Consider the following 16,567-nt stretch of genomic DNA (forward strand, 5'->3'; position numbering starts at 1 on the left):
ATCCACTACTACAACCATGAGCGCATCAAGGTGAAGCTAAAAGGCCTGAGCCCTGTAGAGTACAGAGCCCAGGCCTTAGGGCCGCCTGAATGAACCGTCCAACTATTGGGGGTCAGTTCATATTGGCGGGGCCCGTATCGCAACCTTGCTTTCGATCAAGCAAAATTCTGTGCGACGAAGTCCCAGTTCAGCACGTTCCACACGTTCTCGAGATACTTCGGACGCGCGTTGCGGTAATCGATGTAGTAGGCATGCTCCCACACGTCGATGGTCAGCAGCGGAGTCTGGCCGTGGGCGATCGGGGTATCGGCGTTGCTGGTATTGACGATGTCGACGCCGCCGTCTGCGGTCTTGATCAGCCAGGTCCAGCCGGAGCCGAAGTTGGCCACGGCATTCGCGTTGAAGGTCTCCTTGAACTTGGCAAAGGAGCCGAACTTGGCATTGATCGCCTCGGCCAGTGCCCCCGTCGGCTCGCCGCCGCCGTTGGGCGCCAGGCAGTGCCAATAGAAGGTGTGGTTCCAGACCTGCGCCGCCTGATTGAACAGGCCGCCGGAGGAGGATTGGATGATCTCCTCGAGGGACTTGTTGGCGTCGTCGGTACCTTCGGTCAGCTCGTTGAGCTTGTTGACGTAAGCCTGGTGGTGCTTGCCGTAATGGTATTCCAGGGTCTCGGCGGAGATATGCGGCTCGAGAGCGTTCTTTTCATAGGGCAGTGCCGGCAGTTCGAATGCCATTATTGTGGCTCCTTGCTACTCACGGTGGGTGGCGGGGCTCGTTCAAGGCAAATCCGATGGCTCCCGACTTGCCTTGTGAGTATCCCGCCGCTATTTTCCAAGAAACCACTAGATTAATTCCAGCCGCCCTTATGTCAAGCAATCGCGATGGAAAAGCCTTCGGCAACCCGGCGGATAGCGCTGAAAGGCTACTTCACCTGCTCAAGACACGCGGCCCTCACTCCGCCGCGGCCCTGGGCGAGTGGCTCGGCACCAGCGGTGAGAATGCCCGCCAGCAGCTCAACAAGCTGGCCCGGCAGGGGCTGGTGACCCAGCGCCCACTACCGGGTGGCGTCGGCCGGCCAGTGATCGAGTGGAGTCTCAGCGAAGCCGGCCATGCCCGCTTTCCCGATGGCCATGCCGAGCTGGCATCGCGACTGATTCTCAGCGTGCGCGATACTCTGGGCGATGAAGCGCTGGCGCGACTGGTCGAGGCGCGCCAGGGCGAAACGCTGGCGCAGTATCGTCAGGCATTGGCCGCCGCCACGAGTCTCGAGGCCCGCGTCGAACGCCTGGCCGAAATCCGCACCCGTGAGGGCTACATGGCGGAGTGGCAGCGCGAGGAGGACGGCAGCCTGCTGCTGATCGAAAACCATTGCCCGATCTGCCAGGCCGCCCGCACCTGCCCGGACTTCTGCCGTGCCGAGTTGGAGGTCTTTCGCGCCGTGCTGGGAGATGACGTTCAGGTCGAGCGCACCGACCATGTGCTGGCCGGCGCGCGGCGCTGCGTCTACCGCATCGACAAGGGTTAGGCTCTAGGGAGCGATGCCCTGTCCGCAGCCATTATATGTCTGCCCGTCTATTGTCAGCGTTACCCGGGCCGGAAACGGTTCGCCGCTCATATCGTCGAAGCAGGCGCGCGCCTCCAGGCGCAGCTCGAAGGGCTGAGCGGTTTGCGCGCTGGCAAGCATCACCCGACCATTGGCATTGTCCATACCGGTAACACGATAGGGCAGCGTCATTTCTCGTGCGCCGTAATCGAGTACCAGGGTCAGCTCGGGCGCGTCGTGGGCCAGATTGACGTTCCAGCCGGGCTCATTGCCGCGGCCATGGAACATCACGCCGGGGCGCTGCTCGCGAGTCAGCGCCGGGCGTGCCATGGCGGCGCTGCAATCCAGTTGGCCATTGGCGCTCTCCACCACGGCCTCCCCGCCCTTGTTCCAGAAGCTGAGGTCACCCTGTTGGTAACGGGCGCCACTGGCTACCACCGCCGGCGACAGGCGGTAGGCGCCGTGGGCCGACCACAGCCGCAGCTCGCGCTCGCCGAAGGCGGTGACCAGATCCTGTTGCGGCGTGCAGCGCCAGGCCTCGAGGCGCTCGGCGCCGCCGGGAAACAGCATCGAAGGCAGCAGCGGCGCCGCGCTGGCGAGCTTGTCGGCGCCGGGCCGCGCCCCGTCGAGCGTTGCCGTGGCACAGCCGCTCAGTAGCAATGAGCCGGCGACGAACAGCGCCGGGCGGAGGGAAGTGAGGAAGCGAAGCGACATGGCGGTTCCTTGAAGTGTTCGAACGGCCACAGCATACCAGGCACCGGCGCCTCCCGGCCCGGTGCCCGTTACACGCGCTGCGAACGCAGCGCACCATCTGCCTCAACCGTAGCGGCGGCGCAGCTCCCGTGCTGCCTCGACCATGTTGGCCAGTGCCGGCTCCACTTCGGTCCAGCCGCGGGTCTTGAGGCCGCAATCCGGGTTGACCCACAGCCGTTCGACGGGAATGCGCTCGGCTGCCTTCTCCATCAGCTGTACCATCCACGCCACCTCGGGCACGTTGGGCGAATGGATGTCATAGACGCCCGGGCCGATCTCGTTGGGATAGGCGAAGTCCTGGAAGGCGCCGAGCAGCTCCATGTTCGAGCGCGAGGTCTCGATGGTGATGACATCGGCATCCAGCGCCGCGATGGCCGCAATGATGTCGTTGAACTCCGAGTAGCACATGTGGGTGTGGATCTGGGTAGCGTCGCGTGCCACCGAAGCGGTCAGGCGAAAGCAATCCACGGCCCAGTCGAGATAGCTCTGCCACTCGCCCTGGCGCAGCGGCAGTCCCTCGCGTAGCGCCGGCTCGTCGATCTGGATCGCCGGGATGCCGGCAGCCTCGAGATCGGCGACCTCGTCGCGCAGGGCCAGGGCGATCTGCCGACAGGTCACCTCCCGCGGTTGGTCGTCACGCACGAAGGACCACTGCAGCATGGTCACGGGCCCGGTGAGCATTCCCTTCATCGGCCGCTCGGTCAGCGACTGGGCATAGCGGCTCCAGGCCACCGTCATCGCCACCGGCCGAGTCACGTCGCCGACGATGACCGGCGGCTTGACGCAGCGCGAGCCGTAGCTCTGCACCCAGCCGTTGCGAGTAAAGACGTAGCCGTCGAGCTGCTCGCCGAAGTACTCGACCATGTCGTTGCGCTCGGCCTCTCCGTGCACCAGCATGTCGAGCCCCAGCACCTCCTGGCGGCGGACGGCATCGGCGATCTCGTCGCGCATCTGCGCCTCGTAGGCATCGCGCCCCAGTTCACCGTTCTTGTGGGCGCGGCGGGCGGCGCGAATCTCCGGGGTCTGCGGAAAGGAGCCAATGGTGGTGGTAGGGAACAAAGGCAAGTCCAAGGTTTGGCGCTGAGCCCGGGCCCTGACCGGGTAGGGATTGTCGCGAGATCGTTCGGCGTCACCGATGCTGGCCAGGCGCTGGGCAACCTCGGGTCGGTGCAGCCGCGGCGAGGCACGCCGGGCGTCCAACGCTGCCGTGGCGGCGGCAACCCGGGCGCGATCCTCGTCATTGCCCCGGTTGCCGAGCAACCGCGCCAGGGTGACCGTCTCGTCGAGCTTCTGGCGCGCGAAGGAGAACCAACTCTTGAGCTCCTCGTCGAGCTCTTTCTCGGCTTCGAGATCCACCGGCACGTGAAGCAACGAACAGGAGGGTGCTATCCACAGGCGTTCGCCGAGACGCATACGGGCGTTTGCCAGACGCTCGTGCAGGGCACCCAGGTCGGCACGCCAGACGTTGCGCCCGTCGATGGCGCCTACCGACAGCACCTTGTAGCCGGGCAGATTGTCGAGTACCGCGGTCAACTGCTCGGGGGCGCGCACGGTGTCGATATGCAGGCCATCCACCGGCAGGCTCACCGCCAACTGCAGGTTGTCTCCCAGGCCACCAAAGTAGGTGGCCAACAGCAGCTTGACCGGTGCCGAACGCAGGGCGTTGTAAGCGAATTCGAAGGCGCTTCGCCACTCCGCCGGTAGATCCTGCACCAGCGCCGGCTCGTCGAGCTGGACCCACTCCACGCCCTGCTTGGCCAGGCGCGCCAGGATCTCGGCATAAACCGGCAGCAGCGCCTCGAGCAGGCTCAGGCGGTCGAACTCGACCTCGCGTCCCTTGCCTAGCCACAGCCAGGTCAGCGGCCCGGTGAGCGTTACCTTGACCGGATGCCCTGCCGCACGCGCCTCGGCCACCTCATCGAATAGTCGCGAGCTGGCCAGTTTGAACTGCTGCCCTTCGTGCAGCTCCGGGACCAAATAGTGATAGTTGGTATCGAAGTACTTGGTCATCTCGCAGGCCGCAGCCGGCGCACCACTAGGGGCACGTCCGCGGGCCATGCGGAACTGGGTGTCGAGATCGACCTCGCCGCGGGCAATCTCCTCCTCGGCGGCGAAACGCGCCGGCACGGCACCCACCAGGGTGGTGACGTTGAGCACCTGATCATAGAAGGCAAAATCACCCACGGTGACAAGATCGAGGCCGGCAGCGCACTGCGCTTGCCAGTGGCGCGCCCGAAGCTCGCGGCCGCTGGCCTCGAGGCCGTCACGGTCGAGTTCGCCACGCCAGTAGGCCTCGACGGCATGCTTGAGTTCGCGGGCGGCGCCGATTCGCGGATAGCCAAGCACATGAGCTGATGTCATGATAAGTCCCTCTACGCATGAATGATGTCGCAGAGTCTCGCTGCCGCCTGCTCGTGAATCAAACTAAATATATTAACTCTAAACTTGAAAGAAACTCATGATAGAACTTCGTCATCTGCGAACCCTGGTTGCCCTGCGCGATGCCGGCTCGCTGGTGGAAGCCGCCGAGCGGGTTCACCTGACCCAGTCGGCCTTGTCGCATCAGATCAAGGACCTCGAAGAAAGGCTGGGTACCGCACTGTTCGTGCGCAAGTCACGACCGGTGGAATTCACCCGTGCCGGCCAGCGTCTGCTCACCCTGGCCGAGCAGGTGCTGCCGCTGGTGCGCATGGCCGAACGCGACGTGGCCCGGCTGATCGGCCACGAGCCGGGGCGCCTGCATATGGCGATCGAATGCCACAGCTGCTTCCAGTGGCTGATGCCGACCATCGACTACTTCCGCGACCATTGGCCGGAAGTGGAGATCGACATTCCCGGCGGGCATCACTTCGATCCGCTGCCGGCATTGGCCCGCGAGCAGCTCGACCTGGTCATCACCGCCGACCCGCAGCCGCTGGCCGGGGTCTACTACGAGCCACTGTTCCGCTATGAAGGCCTGCTGGCCGTCGCTCGCCAGCATCGCCTGGCCGACCATGCCTTCATCGAGCCCGCGGAGCTGGCCGAGGAAACCCTGATTACCTACCCCGTGGAGCGGGCGCGCCTGGACGTCTTCACCCAGTTCCTCGATCCCGCCGGCGTACGCCCCCGCGAGATACGCACCGCCGAACTCACGATCATGATGATGCAGCTGGTGGCCAGCGGCCGAGGTGTCTGCGCGCTACCCAACTGGGCACTGACGGAGTACCTGGAGCGCGATTACGTGAAGGCAGTTGGTCTAGGCGAGACGGGCATGTGGAGCACGCTCTACGCGGCCATTCGCGACGAGAGCCGGGAGCAGCCGTGGATGGAGGACTTCCTGCGCACGGCCCGCGAGACATCCTTCGCCGTGCTGGAGGGCATCAAGCCGGCTTGACCGGCAGCTTGGCCTTGCTGGCCGGCAATCCCCGCGGCAGCAGCAACGAGAAGCGCGCACCGCCCAACTCCTGGCTGTCGTCGACCACTACACTGCCGCCGTGCCAGGTCATGATCTTCTGCACGATGGAGAGCCCCAACCCATAGCCCCCGCTGCGCCGGGTGCGGCTGTCGTCAAGCCGGGCGAAAGGTTTGAAGATGGCTTGGCGTTCGCCAGCCGGCACGCCGGGGCCGTCGTCCTCGATATCCAGGCGGACCAGGCGAGACTCGAGAGAAAGCCGCACCAGGACGCGTGACCGGGCATGACGGCAGGCATTGGCCACCAGGTTCTGCAGCGCCCGCTGCAGGTAGCGCGGGTCGGCCTGTACTTCCACCTCGGGCCCCGGCGCCAGCTCCAGGCGAAGGTGCGCATGTAGCGGGGTCAGCGTCTCGATCACTCGCTCGGCGATCGCGCGGCAATCGACCTGGGTACGCTCCAGCTCGGCCCCGTTGACGATACCGCTGTCGAGCCGTGCATAGGTCAGGATCTCGTCGATGAGCTGGTCGAGTTCCTCGATATCGCTGTCGATGCCATGCAGCTGGCGGTGAACGGCGGGGTCGTCGGTCATGTCCTCGACCATCTGCATGGCGAAGCGTATGCGCGCCACTGGCGTACGCAGCTCGTGTGACACTGCACGGATCATCTCCTGCTGCGAACGCAGCAGCGACTGCACCTGAGCCGCCATGGCGTTGAAGGCCATGCCCACGCGGCCGATGAAACCGCCCGCGTCGACCTTGACCCGGGTATCGAGGCGGCCACTGGCAATGCGCCCCGCGGCCAGTTCGAGCCGCGCCAGGCGCGCCTCCACGCCACGTACGATCAGGTAGATGATGGCGGCAAGCACGCCGAGCATGATCACCAGCACCAGCAGCAACAGAGAAATGGGGGTGGGTTCCAGCGCCGAGACCGGACCGATCGACAGCCATTGGCGGGAGTCGTCGGCAGCCGGTACGGCAAGGTGAATGGTCAGCGCCCAGTGTCCCGGCATCAGGCGAATCACCAGTTCACCGTCACGCAGGCGGGTGAGCTGATGGCTGTCGAGCCCTTCGGGGGCCAGATCGTTGAGGCGTACCGGCAAGGCGTCGCTGGCCACGCCCTCGAGGCGCCGACGGCGACGATCGCCGTCCACTTCGGCCAGCCAATCACCCAGCATCTGGGCCAGGCCACGCAGCTGACGCTCGTTGAGCCCGGAGAGGCGAGCTTCCAGGATGCGCTCCTCGCGCGGCAGGCGCCGGTAGAGCCGCCAGCCCTCCTCCTCGTGCACCTTTACCAGAACCCGGCCACGCTCCAGACGACGTCGATCGAACCAGCCTAGCTCGGTGTCCTCCGGCTCACGCAGCGACAAGCGTATGTTGAGCAGATCCGATTGCTGGGTCAGCCAACTGCCACGCTCGTGGGCAGGCAAAGCCGCCACCCGCCAGGTGAGCAGCTGTAGCGGCGCTTCGGCCAGTTGCTCGCGATACTGCTCGATCCGCACCCGGTCTACCAGTGCCAGGCCCATCAGGGCCAGGCAGAAAGTCAGCAGCAGCGCCAGGGCCAAGGCCAGATAGACACGCAGGAAGGAGCCATCGGCCAGCAACCGCTGCATGGCTCAGGCATCCTTGACGAACAGGTAGCCCTTGCTGCGCACCGTCTTGATCCGGTGCGGATGGTTGGGGTCATCGCCGATCTTGGGACGAATCCGAGAGACCCGGACATCGATGGAGCGATCCTGGCCATCGTACTTGATGCCGCGCAGATCGCTGAAGATCTCCTCACGAGTGAGTACCCGGCCGGCGTTGCTGGCCAATAGCCACAGCAGATCGAACTCGGCGCTGGTCAGGTCGATGCGTTCACCTTGCAGCCAGGCTTCCCGGGTGGCGCTGTCGATCTCGAGATTGCCGAATGTGAGCCGGGCCTCACCGGAATGCTCGGCGTTCTCCGCTCGCCTCAGCAACGCCCGCATGCGTGCCAGCAGCACCCGGGGCTGGACCGGCTTGGGCACGTAGTCGTCGGCCCCCATTTCCAGCCCTAGCACCTGATCCATGTCGTCGGTGCGGGCGGTCAACATCAGTATCGGCCCAGCATAGTCGGGCCTGGCCCGGCGACAGATCGACAATCCATCCTCTCCGGGCAGCATCAGATCGAGGATCACCAGATCCGGCTGCAGCGTCAGTATCTGTTCGACACCTCGTGAGCCTTCGGCCTCCACCGTGACCTTGAATCCGTTGGATTCGAGATAGTCGCGGGTGAGTTCGGCCAGGCGCACGTCATCCTCGATAATCAGCACGTGTTCCATGTCGCTGCTTTCCAGGTTGTCATCCATCCTAGTCATCCCCGTGCTGGGCTTGGTTATCACTCGGGACACCCTGTCCCGCCAAATTACAGTTCAAGGATACCCGAAATAGCTTCTTTCGCCTGCCTTTCATACATTTCGCGTCCTTGCAGCTTGCCAGCGAAGCATAGCCCGGACTTGCGCAACAACCCAAAGGATGCCCCCCGACGAGTCACAGCTCGCCCACAGGTTATCCACTTGAAGGCGGCGAAAAAGCACACTATCTTGTGTTCTCAAAAGCGAATGATACAAGATGATGTGCATTTACCAAGCCTTACTTCGGCTGTCAATGCCTTCGTCGCCACAGACACCATCCCCACGCAGAAGGGATTACCGGCACATGGAACTTCAGACCCCCGCCCCCACCGACCTGTCGCTAACGGCTCCGCAAACCCTGCGCGTCATCAAGCGCAACGGCGATGTGGTGCCCTTCGATGCCGGCAAGATCGCCGTCGCCATGCGCAAGGCCTTCATTGCCGTGGAGGGCGACAACGTCAGTGCCTCCTCGCGGGTTCGCGACTTCGTGGAACAGGCCAGCCAGGCCATTGCTCGCGCCTTCCTGCGCCGCATGCCGGACGGTGGCACCGTACACATCGAGGACATCCAGGACCAGGTGGAGCTGGCCTTGATGCGCGCCGGCGAGCAGAAGGTCGCCCGCGCCTATGTACTCTACCGCGAGGAGCACGCCCGAGCCCGCGCCGCGGCCGGTGCCGAGATCGAGAAACCGCATCCCACGCTCAACGTCACCCTGGCCGACGGTAGCCGTCGCCCGCTGGACCTCGGCCGCATCGAGACGCTGGTGTTCGATGCCTGCGCGGAACTCGAGAACGTCGACCCCAACCGCATCGTCGAGGAATCGCTGAAGAACCTTTACGACGGCGTCTCGGTGGATGGCGTCTCCCAGGCGCTGATGATGACTGCGCGTACTCTGGTGGAGAAAGAGCCCAACTACACCTACGTCACCGCCCGTCTGCTGCAGGACAACCTGCGCCGCGAGGCGCTGTCGTTCCTCGGCATTGCCGAGGAGGCCACCTTCGGCGATATGGCCGAACTCTACAAACCGGCTTTCCAGGCCTATGTGGCCAAGGGTATCGAATTCGAACAGCTCGATCCGGCACTCGCCGAGTTCGACCTCGAGCGGCTGGGCGATGCCCTCGATCACTCCCGCGACAACGCCTTCACCTACCTGGGCCTGCAGACGCTCTACGACCGCTACTTCATCCACCGCGACGACCTGCGTTACGAGCTGCCCCAGGTGATGCTCATGCGCGTAGCCATGGGCCTGGCGTTGAACGAGGACGACCGAGAGGCGCGTGCAATCGAGTTCTACGAGTTGCTCTCCAGCTTCGACTACATGGCTTCCACGCCGACGCTGTTCAACTCGGGCACCGTGCGCAGCCAGCTCTCCAGCTGCTACCTCACCACCGTGCCCGACGAACTCGACGGCATCTACAGTGCCATCCGCGACAACGCCCTGCTATCCAAGTGGGCCGGGGGCCTGGGCAACGACTGGACCCCGGTACGCGCGCTGGGCTCCTACATCAAGGGCACCAACGGCAAGAGCCAGGGCGTGGTGCCGTTCCTCAAGGTGGTCAACGATACCGCGGTGGCAGTGAACCAGGGTGGCAAGCGCAAGGGGGCGGTATGCGCCTACCTCGAGACCTGGCACCTCGACGTCGAGGAATTCCTCGAGCTGCGCAAGAACACCGGCGACGACCGCCGCCGCACCCATGACATGAACACCGCCAACTGGGTGCCCGACCTGTTCATGAAGCGTGTGTTCGACGACAAGGAGTGGACGCTTTTCTCACCCGCCACCTGCCCCGACCTGCACGACCTCTACGGCGCCGCCTTCGAGAAGCGCTACGAGGAGTACGAGGCAATGACCCGCTCCGGGCAGCTCAAGCTGTTCAAGCGCGTACGCGCCAAGGACCTGTGGCGCAAGATGCTCTCGATGCTGTTCGAGACCGGCCACCCCTGGATCACCTTCAAGGATCCGTGCAATCTGAGAAGCCCCCAGCAGCACGCCGGCGTAGTGCACTCCTCCAACCTGTGCACCGAGATCACCCTGAACACCAGCGTCGATGAGATCGCGGTATGCAACCTGGGTTCGGTCAACCTGGCCCAGCACGTGACCGACGGCAAGCTCGACGACGACAAGCTGAAGAAGACCGTGCGCACCGCCGTGCGCATGCTCGACAACGTCATCGACATCAACTACTACGCGGTGCCCCAGGCCAGGAACTCCAACTTCAAACATCGTCCGGTGGGACTCGGCATCATGGGCTTCCAGGACGCGCTCTATGCCCAGGATATCGCCTACGCCTCAGAAGAGGCGGTGGCGTTCGCCGATCTCTCGATGGAGCTGGTCAGCTACCACGCCATCGAGGCCTCCAGCGACCTGGCCGCCGAACGCGGCCGCTACGAGAGCTTCGAGGGCTCGCTGTGGAGCCAAGGCGTGCTGCCCATCGACTCCATCGAGAAGCTGAAGACCGAGCGCGGCGAGAAGTACATCGAGGTCGATACTTCTGCCACTCAGGATTGGCAGCGCATCCGCCAGAAGATCGCCGAGCAGGGCATGCGCAATTCGAACGTGATGGCCATCGCCCCCACCGCGACGATCTCCAATATCTGTGGCGTGTCGCAGTCGATCGAGCCGACCTATCAGAACCTCTACGTGAAGTCGAACCTCTCCGGCGAATTCACCGTGGTCAATGCCTATCTGGTCCACGACCTGAAGGCGCGCGACCTGTGGGACGAGGTGATGATCAACGACCTCAAGTATTACGACGGCAGCGTGCAGCCCATCGAGCGGGTTCCGGAAGACCTCAGGGCAAAGTACGCCACCGCCTTCGAGATGGAGCCGAAGTGGCTGGTGGAGGCTGCCGCAAGGCGCCAGAAGTGGATCGACCAGGCCCAGTCGTTGAACCTCTACATCAAGGGCGTTTCCGGCAAGAAGCTCGACGTGACCTACCGCATGGCGTGGTTCCGCGGGCTCAAGACCACTTATTACCTGCGCGCCCTGGGTGCCACCTCGGTGGAAAAATCCACGGTCGAGCGCGGCACGCTCAACGCGGTGAGCAACCAGGCCTCAGGCAGTGCCCCTGCCCCCCAGGCACAATCCGCTCCAACGACTCGCGAGCCTCGCGGCGTAGAGGATTTCCTCACCGGCAAGGCGGGCAGCGGCTCGCGGGCGCCTTCCGCGGGAGAAATGGACGACCTGGGCTGCGAGGCCTGCCAGTAACGACCAAGAGCGAAGAAGGAAGACGGCGCTGCGCGCCGATGAGGAGGGAAGAACATGGCGAGACTCCCTCTTCCGTCCGAAGGGCGCTTCCTTCTCATGCCTTCCATCTATTCCGAGGAACGAGGACAACATGCTGAACTGGGACGAATTCAACGAGGACGAGACTTCCGTCGCCGAGCAGCCGGCCAAGGCCGCACCGGCCTCCGCCGTCAAGCCTCAGCCCGCACCTGCCCCGAGCGAGGAGGTGAAGGAGAGCAGCGCTAGCTACAAGGTGGCCGAAAGCGACCGCCTGGCGCGGGCCCGCAAGTCGCTCGAGGAGCTCGACGTGGCCGCCGGTCTCGAGGAACTCGAGATGGGGGCGGCGCGCATCGAGGTCGACGACAAGCAGATGATCAACGCCCGCGCCGACCTCAACCAGCTGGTGCCCTTCAAGTACGAGTGGGCCTGGCAGAAGTACCTGGACGGCAGTGCCAACCACTGGATGCCCCAGGAAGTGAACATGAATGCCGACATTGCGCTGTGGAAGAGCCAGGACGGCCTGACCGCGGACGAACGCCGCATCGTCGAGCGCAGCCTGGGCTACTTCTCTACGGCCGATTCACTGGTCGCCAATAACCTGGTGCTGGCGCTCTACCGCTTGATCACCAACCCCGAGTGCCGCCAGTACCTGCTGCGCCAGGCCTTCGAGGAGGCGATCCACACCCACGCCTACCAGTACTGCGTGGAGTCGCTGGGCATGGACGAGGGCGAAGTCTTCAACATGTACCGCGAGGTCCCGTCGGTCGCCGCCAAGTCCGCCTGGAGCCTCAAGCACACCCAGTCGCTGGCGCGCCCCGACTTCAATACCGGCACCCCCGAGACCGACCAGGAATTGCTGCGCAACCTGGTGGCCTTCTACTGCGTCACCGAGGGCATCTTCTTCTACTGTGGCTTCAGTCAGATCCTCTCCATGGGCCGGCGCAACAAGATGACCGGGGTGGCCGAGCAGTTCCAGTACATTCTGCGCGACGAGTCCATGCACCTCAATTTCGGGGTCGACATGATCAACCAGATCAAGATCGAGAACCCGAACTTGTGGACGCCCGAGTTCCAGGACGAAGTCACCCAGATGATCCTCGAGGGCACCGAGCTCGAAATCGCTTATGCCCGCGACACCATGCCCCGCGGCGTGCTGGGCATGAACGCGGCGATCATGGAGGAGTACCTGCACTTCATCTGCAACCGCCGCCTGGCCCAGATCGGCCTCAAGGAACAGTTCCCCGGCGCGCAGAACCCGTTCCCGTGGATGAGCGAGATCATCGACCTGCGCAAGGAGAAGAACTTCTTCGAAACCCGCGTCACCGAGTATCAGGTGGGCGGCGCGCTCAGCTGGGATTGAGCTTCGGCAGCAACAAGCCCCACTCAGCGTCGAGTGGGGCACTTACCAAGCAGGAAAAGGAGTCGAAAGTCTTCATGTAGTCCCCCGGTATCCAACCAAGAGGTGCGTCATGTCCAGAATACGCGTTTCCGTGAAGCCACATCGTCGCTCAGCCCCTTCCCGACCCGCCAGGTCCTCGCCCAAGCCCGGGACCAAGACGGTGTTCATCAAGCCTCATCGCCGCTCGCCGCCAAAGTGATCTCCGCCCATCCGGCAAGCCTGGCTACGACCTTCAACGATTTCGAAGTGAGGTAAACGTCATGGGAAGTTACTACGCAAACGACAACGCTCGACTCAGTGGAACGCAAGCTCCCGGGGATTCTCAGGCATGGCAGCACGCACTGGATCTTGCCTTGGCCGCCCATAACAGTGAAGACGCCCTGGCCCGCTACCCGCACGTAGCCTTCGCTTTCCCTTCGTCAGCGCCCAACCCCTACTCCCGCGAATATCCGCTGCTCGACTATCGCGAGCTCAAGGAGTGGGCGAGTTCGCGGGGTTGGCGGGTCCGCCCTGCTCCCGAACGGGCGCCAGTGGGCGAGAAGTACAGCCCTCCGGTACGCTTCACGCGCTTGCCATCGCGCTACCACTGAAACCAGTTACCCAAGCGGCAGCGGACGGACGTCAAACGATCCGTGAAACAGGAATCGGGTTCATGAGTCCAGCTCGACAGACCACCTTGCGCATCGCCGCGGCACTGATCCTCGATCCAGAGGGTCGCATGCTGCTGGTGCGCAAGCGAGGTACCGAACGCTTCATGCAGGCCGGCGGCAAGCTCGAGCCCGGCGAACCCGCCGAGGCGGCCCTACGCCGTGAACTGTGCGAGGAACTCGGCCAAGCACCGATCGCCCTACGCCTGCTTGGCGAGTTCACAGCTCCTGCCGCCAACGAGCCCGGCTGTCAGGTCCATGCCTGGCTGTTCCAGGCCACGCTGCCGCCAGGCTCGCCGGTGGCCGCCGCGGAAATCGCCGAGCTTCGCTGGGTTACTCCTGATGAGGCACATGAGCTTCCTCTGGCGGCACTCACGCGCGATTATGTGCTGCCGCTGGCCATTCGGCTCCTTCGGCACGACAAGACGATGGCGTTGCCTTAAGGATCGTATCCTCCTACGCTCGGGTTAGCATGTAAGCCTGATGTGGCAAGGAGGCTCATCATCGGAACCGACTGGAAGGAGGGCAATCGGATCACCCTGTTGCCCGACAGTCGCCGCTTCGTGCCGGCTCTGCTCGAGGCCATCGATACCGCCCAGGAGTCGATCTGGCTCGAGCAGTACCTGGTCGAATCCGGGCGAGTGACACAACGTTTCTTCGAGGCGCTGATACGGGCAGCGCGGCGCGGTGTCGAAGTGCGCGTCCTGCTGGACAGCTTCGGTGCCACTGGCCTGGGCCAGCAAGAACGTACCCGACTGTCGGCTGCCGGGGTGGCGCTGTGTCACTACAACCCGTTCATGATGCGACGGCTGCGCCGCAACCTGATACGCACCCATCGCAAGCTGGTGCTGATCGATCGCCGCGTGGTCTTCACCGGCGGCTACTGTCTGACCGACGACTACCTGGGCGACTGGTTCGACCTGATGGTGAGGGCGGAGGGCCCGGTGGTGGCGGATGCGATTACGTTGTTTGCCGATCTCTGGGAATCTCCTCGCGTTCGTGGCGACAAGCCCCGGGTGGAGCGGCAGGCGGTACCCCAGCCACAGCCCGGGGGCATGGCAGCACGGCTGGTCCAGAACGAGGGCCATCGCAGCCCGACCATCCGCCGCTCGCTGCACCGGCAGATTGTCGCCGCTACACGTCGCGTATGGCTTTATACCCCCTATTTCCTCCCCTCGCGCCAATTGCGCCGGCTGATAAGGGAAGCGTCGGCACGAGGCGTCGACGTTCGTTTACTGGTAGCGGGCAAGGGGCACGATCACCCCAGCGTGCGTACTGCCGGGCAGTGCCACTATGGCCAGCTGCTCGACTCCGGCATCAAGATCTACGAGTACCAGCCTCGTTTCACCCATGCCAAGTTCTGCATCGTCGATGACTGGGCCACTGTGGGCTCGTGCAACTTCGATCACTGGAGCCTGCACTGGAATTTGGAAGCGAACCTGGAAGTGGAGAGCCCAACGTTCTGTGCCGACCTTGTCGAGCTGTTCGAAAGCCACAGCTTGGAGAGCATGCCGATTCTCGCCCAGGCATGGGAGAAGCGTTCGAGAACCCAGCGCCTTCGGGAACGTACTGCAGCGTTGGTCAGCGCCTGGCTGGCCGGGCTGCGTTGAGGAAGAGCTGATGACTGGGTAGCCTGACCAGCCATCAAGCATGCTAGCCGCCCTTTGCCGTCCCTTTTCGGTGGCTGCGCTGCCAGCGCCCGTAACGATAGGCGAACGGCGTCGCGGTGATGCCATGAGCGACCACCGATGCCATCACGATGAGACTGCCGACCGTCCAAGCCAGATCGTAACCGGTGCGGCTCGACACCAGCGTAGCGTAGTAGAGTGCCGATACACCTATCGGGCCGAACCAGCCCATGATCAGGGTGATCGGCAAGTTACGCATGGCTGGCAGCCAGGGTCGCAGTAGCAGGATGACGGGCAGGCGGCGAAATAGCAGCACGAGCAGGGTCAATAGCGCTCCTTGCAGGCCCAGCGCCTGCCACTCGGACCAAGGGGCGATCAGGCCGAACAGGACGAAAACCGGCATCGTCAGCAGGATATTGACCGCCTCCTGGACGTTGTCTTCCTCGCTGCGATCCTTGCCGCCCACCTCCTGGTCAAAGGCCAGGCCAGCAGCGAAGACACCCAGGATGCTGTTGGTTCCCAACAGTTGGGCCAGCCCTAGCACCAGAATAGTGAGTGCCAGGGTGATGGAAAGGAAAGAAGGCTGATCGAGAAAGCCACGCCCTTCCGACCATTGCAGAGCTCGCCCTGCAGCCCAGCCAAGCGCGATACCGATGAGCACGCCCCCACCGATTTCCCACAGCCAGACCCTGCCGAACCAGTCGAGCCATGCATCCCCGGCAGGCAGGGACAACAGCAAGATCGGCAGTAGTACGAAGGGGTAGGCCAGGCCATCGTTGGCGCCGGACTCACTGGAAAGCAGATGACGATAGCTGTCGGGAAGATTCTCCGTTGCCACTCCGCCAGTGACGATGGAAGACGCCACCACCGGATCGGTGGCGCAGACGGAGCCACCGACCAACAATGCCAATAACAAAGGCAGGCCCATGACCCAGTGAGTCAGCAACGAGCTGATGAGGAACATGGCCGGCATGGCGATACCCAGCAGCACCAGCAGCGAGCGCCAGTGTACGAAGGGATAGTTGGGCGGCAAGCGCAGCGCAATGCCCATCAGGCTGATGCCGAGCGTTAGCCGTGCCGTCTCCTCGAGTATTTTCTTTTCATTGCCCCACGTCATCGGGTCGAGGGCATCAAGACCATGAGGGCCCAGCGCTACACCGATCAGGAAGGCGAACAGTGGAGTAGAGAGCCAGGAGCGATCCAGCGGGCTCGACAGCAAGCCCACAACCAGCACCAAGCCACCCACTACCGCGAGCGCTAAGTTCAATTGCTCCATTCCGGCTCCTTCCGCTCCGTATCATCCCTTTCCCTACACTAGGCAATCAGACGCAAAGCGTAAAACCGAGCATCGCCGCCGCCGAGACAAGATTGCACGGTGAATCGCTCCTAGCTTAAAGTAGGTACGGACCTCAACGGACAAGGAGTCGAGCATGTCGAACGGCAAGTCCCGCAGCGTCATCAAGCGTATCTACGTTCCTACCCACGTGCGAGAGCTTCCCAGCGGCGAGCGTGTCACCGTACCCGGTCACTATCGCAAGCCAGCCGAATCCTGAGTTCCCGGGTCCACACGAATCACGGCGTCAGCGCCGCGAGCTGATACATGGGCTTC

15 protein-coding genes are annotated in these 16,567 nt (G+C 63.7%); 9 read left to right on the top strand and 6 right to left on the bottom strand.

All coding sequences use genetic code 11. From position 1 onward, the window contains the following. A partial coding sequence (locus HBJ55_RS19485; RefSeq protein ID WP_167119051.1) for an IS3 family transposase occupies positions 1 to 93 on the top strand: 93 nt, incomplete at its 5' end. A gap of 62 nt (positions 94 to 155) precedes the next feature. On the opposite strand, the gene HBJ55_RS19490 is transcribed toward HBJ55_RS19485, so the two are convergent. Next, positions 156 to 734, bottom strand: a complete 579-nt coding sequence (locus tag HBJ55_RS19490) for a superoxide dismutase (protein WP_167119054.1) — start codon at positions 732 to 734, stop codon at positions 156 to 158. Positions 735 to 865: 131 nt separating this feature from the next. Here HBJ55_RS19490 and HBJ55_RS19495 point away from each other — a divergent pair, with 131 nt between their 5' ends. Then, on the top strand, positions 866 to 1,525 hold the full coding sequence (locus HBJ55_RS19495; protein ID WP_167119057.1) for a helix-turn-helix transcriptional regulator: 660 nt from the start codon (positions 866 to 868) through the stop codon (positions 1,523 to 1,525). A 3-nt stretch (positions 1,526 to 1,528) separates the two neighbouring features. Here HBJ55_RS19495 and HBJ55_RS19500 read toward each other — a convergent pair whose 3' ends face one another. Continuing rightward, positions 1,529 to 2,257 carry an MliC family protein gene (locus tag HBJ55_RS19500; protein WP_167119060.1) on the bottom strand — a complete coding sequence of 243 codons (729 nt, stop codon included), beginning with the start codon at positions 2,255 to 2,257 and terminating at the stop codon, positions 1,529 to 1,531. A 102-nt stretch (positions 2,258 to 2,359) separates the two neighbouring features. Beyond that, positions 2,360 to 4,657, bottom strand: coding sequence for a 5-methyltetrahydropteroyltriglutamate--homocysteine S-methyltransferase (gene metE, locus HBJ55_RS19505; RefSeq protein ID WP_167119063.1), 2,298 nt, complete (start codon positions 4,655 to 4,657; stop codon positions 2,360 to 2,362). 97 nt (positions 4,658 to 4,754) lie between these two features. Between metE and HBJ55_RS19510 the strand changes: the two genes are divergently transcribed. After that, positions 4,755 to 5,669: a LysR family transcriptional regulator gene (locus tag HBJ55_RS19510; protein ID WP_167119066.1), complete on the top strand. Its 915-nt coding sequence runs from the start codon at positions 4,755 to 4,757 to the stop codon at positions 5,667 to 5,669. Here HBJ55_RS19510 and HBJ55_RS19515 read toward each other — a convergent pair. Together HBJ55_RS19515 and HBJ55_RS19520 are read right to left on the bottom strand one after the other, a co-directional pair. Then, a complete protein-coding gene (locus HBJ55_RS19515) occupies positions 5,656 to 7,296 on the bottom strand; it encodes an ATP-binding protein (protein WP_167119068.1) in 1,641 nt (546 codons plus the stop codon). The genes HBJ55_RS19510 and HBJ55_RS19515 overlap by 14 nt on opposite strands. A gap of 3 nt (positions 7,297 to 7,299) precedes the next feature. Beyond that, positions 7,300 to 8,013: a winged helix-turn-helix domain-containing protein gene (locus tag HBJ55_RS19520; protein WP_167119070.1), complete on the bottom strand. Its 714-nt coding sequence runs from the start codon at positions 8,011 to 8,013 to the stop codon at positions 7,300 to 7,302. 349 nt (positions 8,014 to 8,362) lie between these two features. On the opposite strand from HBJ55_RS19520, the gene HBJ55_RS19525 reads away from it, so the two are divergent. The 5 genes from HBJ55_RS19525 to HBJ55_RS19545 all read left to right on the top strand — a co-directional run bounded on the left by HBJ55_RS19525 (position 8,363) and on the right by HBJ55_RS19545 (position 14,940). Continuing rightward, positions 8,363 to 11,266, top strand: a complete 2,904-nt coding sequence (locus HBJ55_RS19525; protein WP_167119072.1) for a ribonucleoside-diphosphate reductase subunit alpha — start codon at positions 8,363 to 8,365, stop codon at positions 11,264 to 11,266. A 130-nt stretch (positions 11,267 to 11,396) separates the two neighbouring features. Next, a complete protein-coding gene (locus tag HBJ55_RS19530) occupies positions 11,397 to 12,644 on the top strand; it encodes a ribonucleotide-diphosphate reductase subunit beta (RefSeq protein WP_167119075.1) in 1,248 nt (415 codons plus the stop codon). A gap of 299 nt (positions 12,645 to 12,943) precedes the next feature. After that, entirely contained in the window at positions 12,944 to 13,273 is a 330-nt protein-coding gene (locus HBJ55_RS19535) for a hypothetical protein (protein WP_167119078.1), read from the top strand. A 62-nt stretch (positions 13,274 to 13,335) separates the two neighbouring features. Beyond that, positions 13,336 to 13,773, top strand: a complete 438-nt coding sequence (locus HBJ55_RS19540; RefSeq protein ID WP_167119081.1) for an NUDIX hydrolase — start codon at positions 13,336 to 13,338, stop codon at positions 13,771 to 13,773. A 42-nt stretch (positions 13,774 to 13,815) separates the two neighbouring features. After that, complete coding sequence (locus HBJ55_RS19545) at positions 13,816 to 14,940, top strand: phospholipase D-like domain-containing protein (RefSeq protein WP_338072054.1); 1,125 nt, start codon at positions 13,816 to 13,818, stop codon at positions 14,938 to 14,940. A 43-nt stretch (positions 14,941 to 14,983) separates the two neighbouring features. On the opposite strand, the gene HBJ55_RS19550 is transcribed toward HBJ55_RS19545, so the two are convergent. Then, a complete protein-coding gene (locus tag HBJ55_RS19550; RefSeq protein WP_167119084.1) occupies positions 14,984 to 16,234 on the bottom strand; it encodes a cation:proton antiporter domain-containing protein in 1,251 nt (416 codons plus the stop codon). A gap of 154 nt (positions 16,235 to 16,388) precedes the next feature. Here HBJ55_RS19550 and HBJ55_RS22620 point away from each other — a divergent pair, with 154 nt between their 5' ends. Beyond that, complete coding sequence (locus HBJ55_RS22620; RefSeq protein WP_277345734.1) at positions 16,389 to 16,511, top strand: hypothetical protein; 123 nt, start codon at positions 16,389 to 16,391, stop codon at positions 16,509 to 16,511. Positions 16,512 to 16,567 lie beyond the last annotated feature (56 nt).

This window comes from Billgrantia bachuensis (genome assembly GCF_011742165.1).
GTDB lineage: Bacteria > Pseudomonadota > Gammaproteobacteria > Pseudomonadales > Halomonadaceae > Halomonas > Halomonas bachuensis.

What these genes read in the sequence shown, in the direction of transcription:
- HBJ55_RS19530 (WP_167119075.1), top strand. Translation starts at nt 11,397, where the DNA reads ATGCTGAACTGGGACGAATTCAACGAGGACGAGACTTCCGTCGCCGAG.
- HBJ55_RS19515 (WP_167119068.1), bottom strand. Translation starts at nt 7,296, where the DNA reads ATGCAGCGGTTGCTGGCCGATGGCTCCTTCCTGCGTGTCTATCTGGCC.
- HBJ55_RS19520 (WP_167119070.1), bottom strand. Translation starts at nt 8,013, where the DNA reads ATGGATGACAACCTGGAAAGCAGCGACATGGAACACGTGCTGATTATC.
- HBJ55_RS19550 (WP_167119084.1), bottom strand. Translation starts at nt 16,234, where the DNA reads ATGGAGCAATTGAACTTAGCGCTCGCGGTAGTGGGTGGCTTGGTGCTG.
- HBJ55_RS19535 (WP_167119078.1), top strand. Translation starts at nt 12,944, where the DNA reads ATGGGAAGTTACTACGCAAACGACAACGCTCGACTCAGTGGAACGCAA.
- HBJ55_RS19495 (WP_167119057.1), top strand. Translation starts at nt 866, where the DNA reads ATGTCAAGCAATCGCGATGGAAAAGCCTTCGGCAACCCGGCGGATAGC.
- HBJ55_RS19540 (WP_167119081.1), top strand. Translation starts at nt 13,336, where the DNA reads ATGAGTCCAGCTCGACAGACCACCTTGCGCATCGCCGCGGCACTGATC.
- HBJ55_RS19510 (WP_167119066.1), top strand. Translation starts at nt 4,755, where the DNA reads ATGATAGAACTTCGTCATCTGCGAACCCTGGTTGCCCTGCGCGATGCC.
- HBJ55_RS19490 (WP_167119054.1), bottom strand. Translation starts at nt 734, where the DNA reads ATGGCATTCGAACTGCCGGCACTGCCCTATGAAAAGAACGCTCTCGAG.
- HBJ55_RS19500 (WP_167119060.1), bottom strand. Translation starts at nt 2,257, where the DNA reads ATGTCGCTTCGCTTCCTCACTTCCCTCCGCCCGGCGCTGTTCGTCGCC.
- HBJ55_RS22620 (WP_277345734.1), top strand. Translation starts at nt 16,389, where the DNA reads ATGTCGAACGGCAAGTCCCGCAGCGTCATCAAGCGTATCTACGTTCCT.
- HBJ55_RS19525 (WP_167119072.1), top strand. Translation starts at nt 8,363, where the DNA reads ATGGAACTTCAGACCCCCGCCCCCACCGACCTGTCGCTAACGGCTCCG.
- metE (WP_167119063.1), bottom strand. Translation starts at nt 4,657, where the DNA reads ATGACATCAGCTCATGTGCTTGGCTATCCGCGAATCGGCGCCGCCCGC.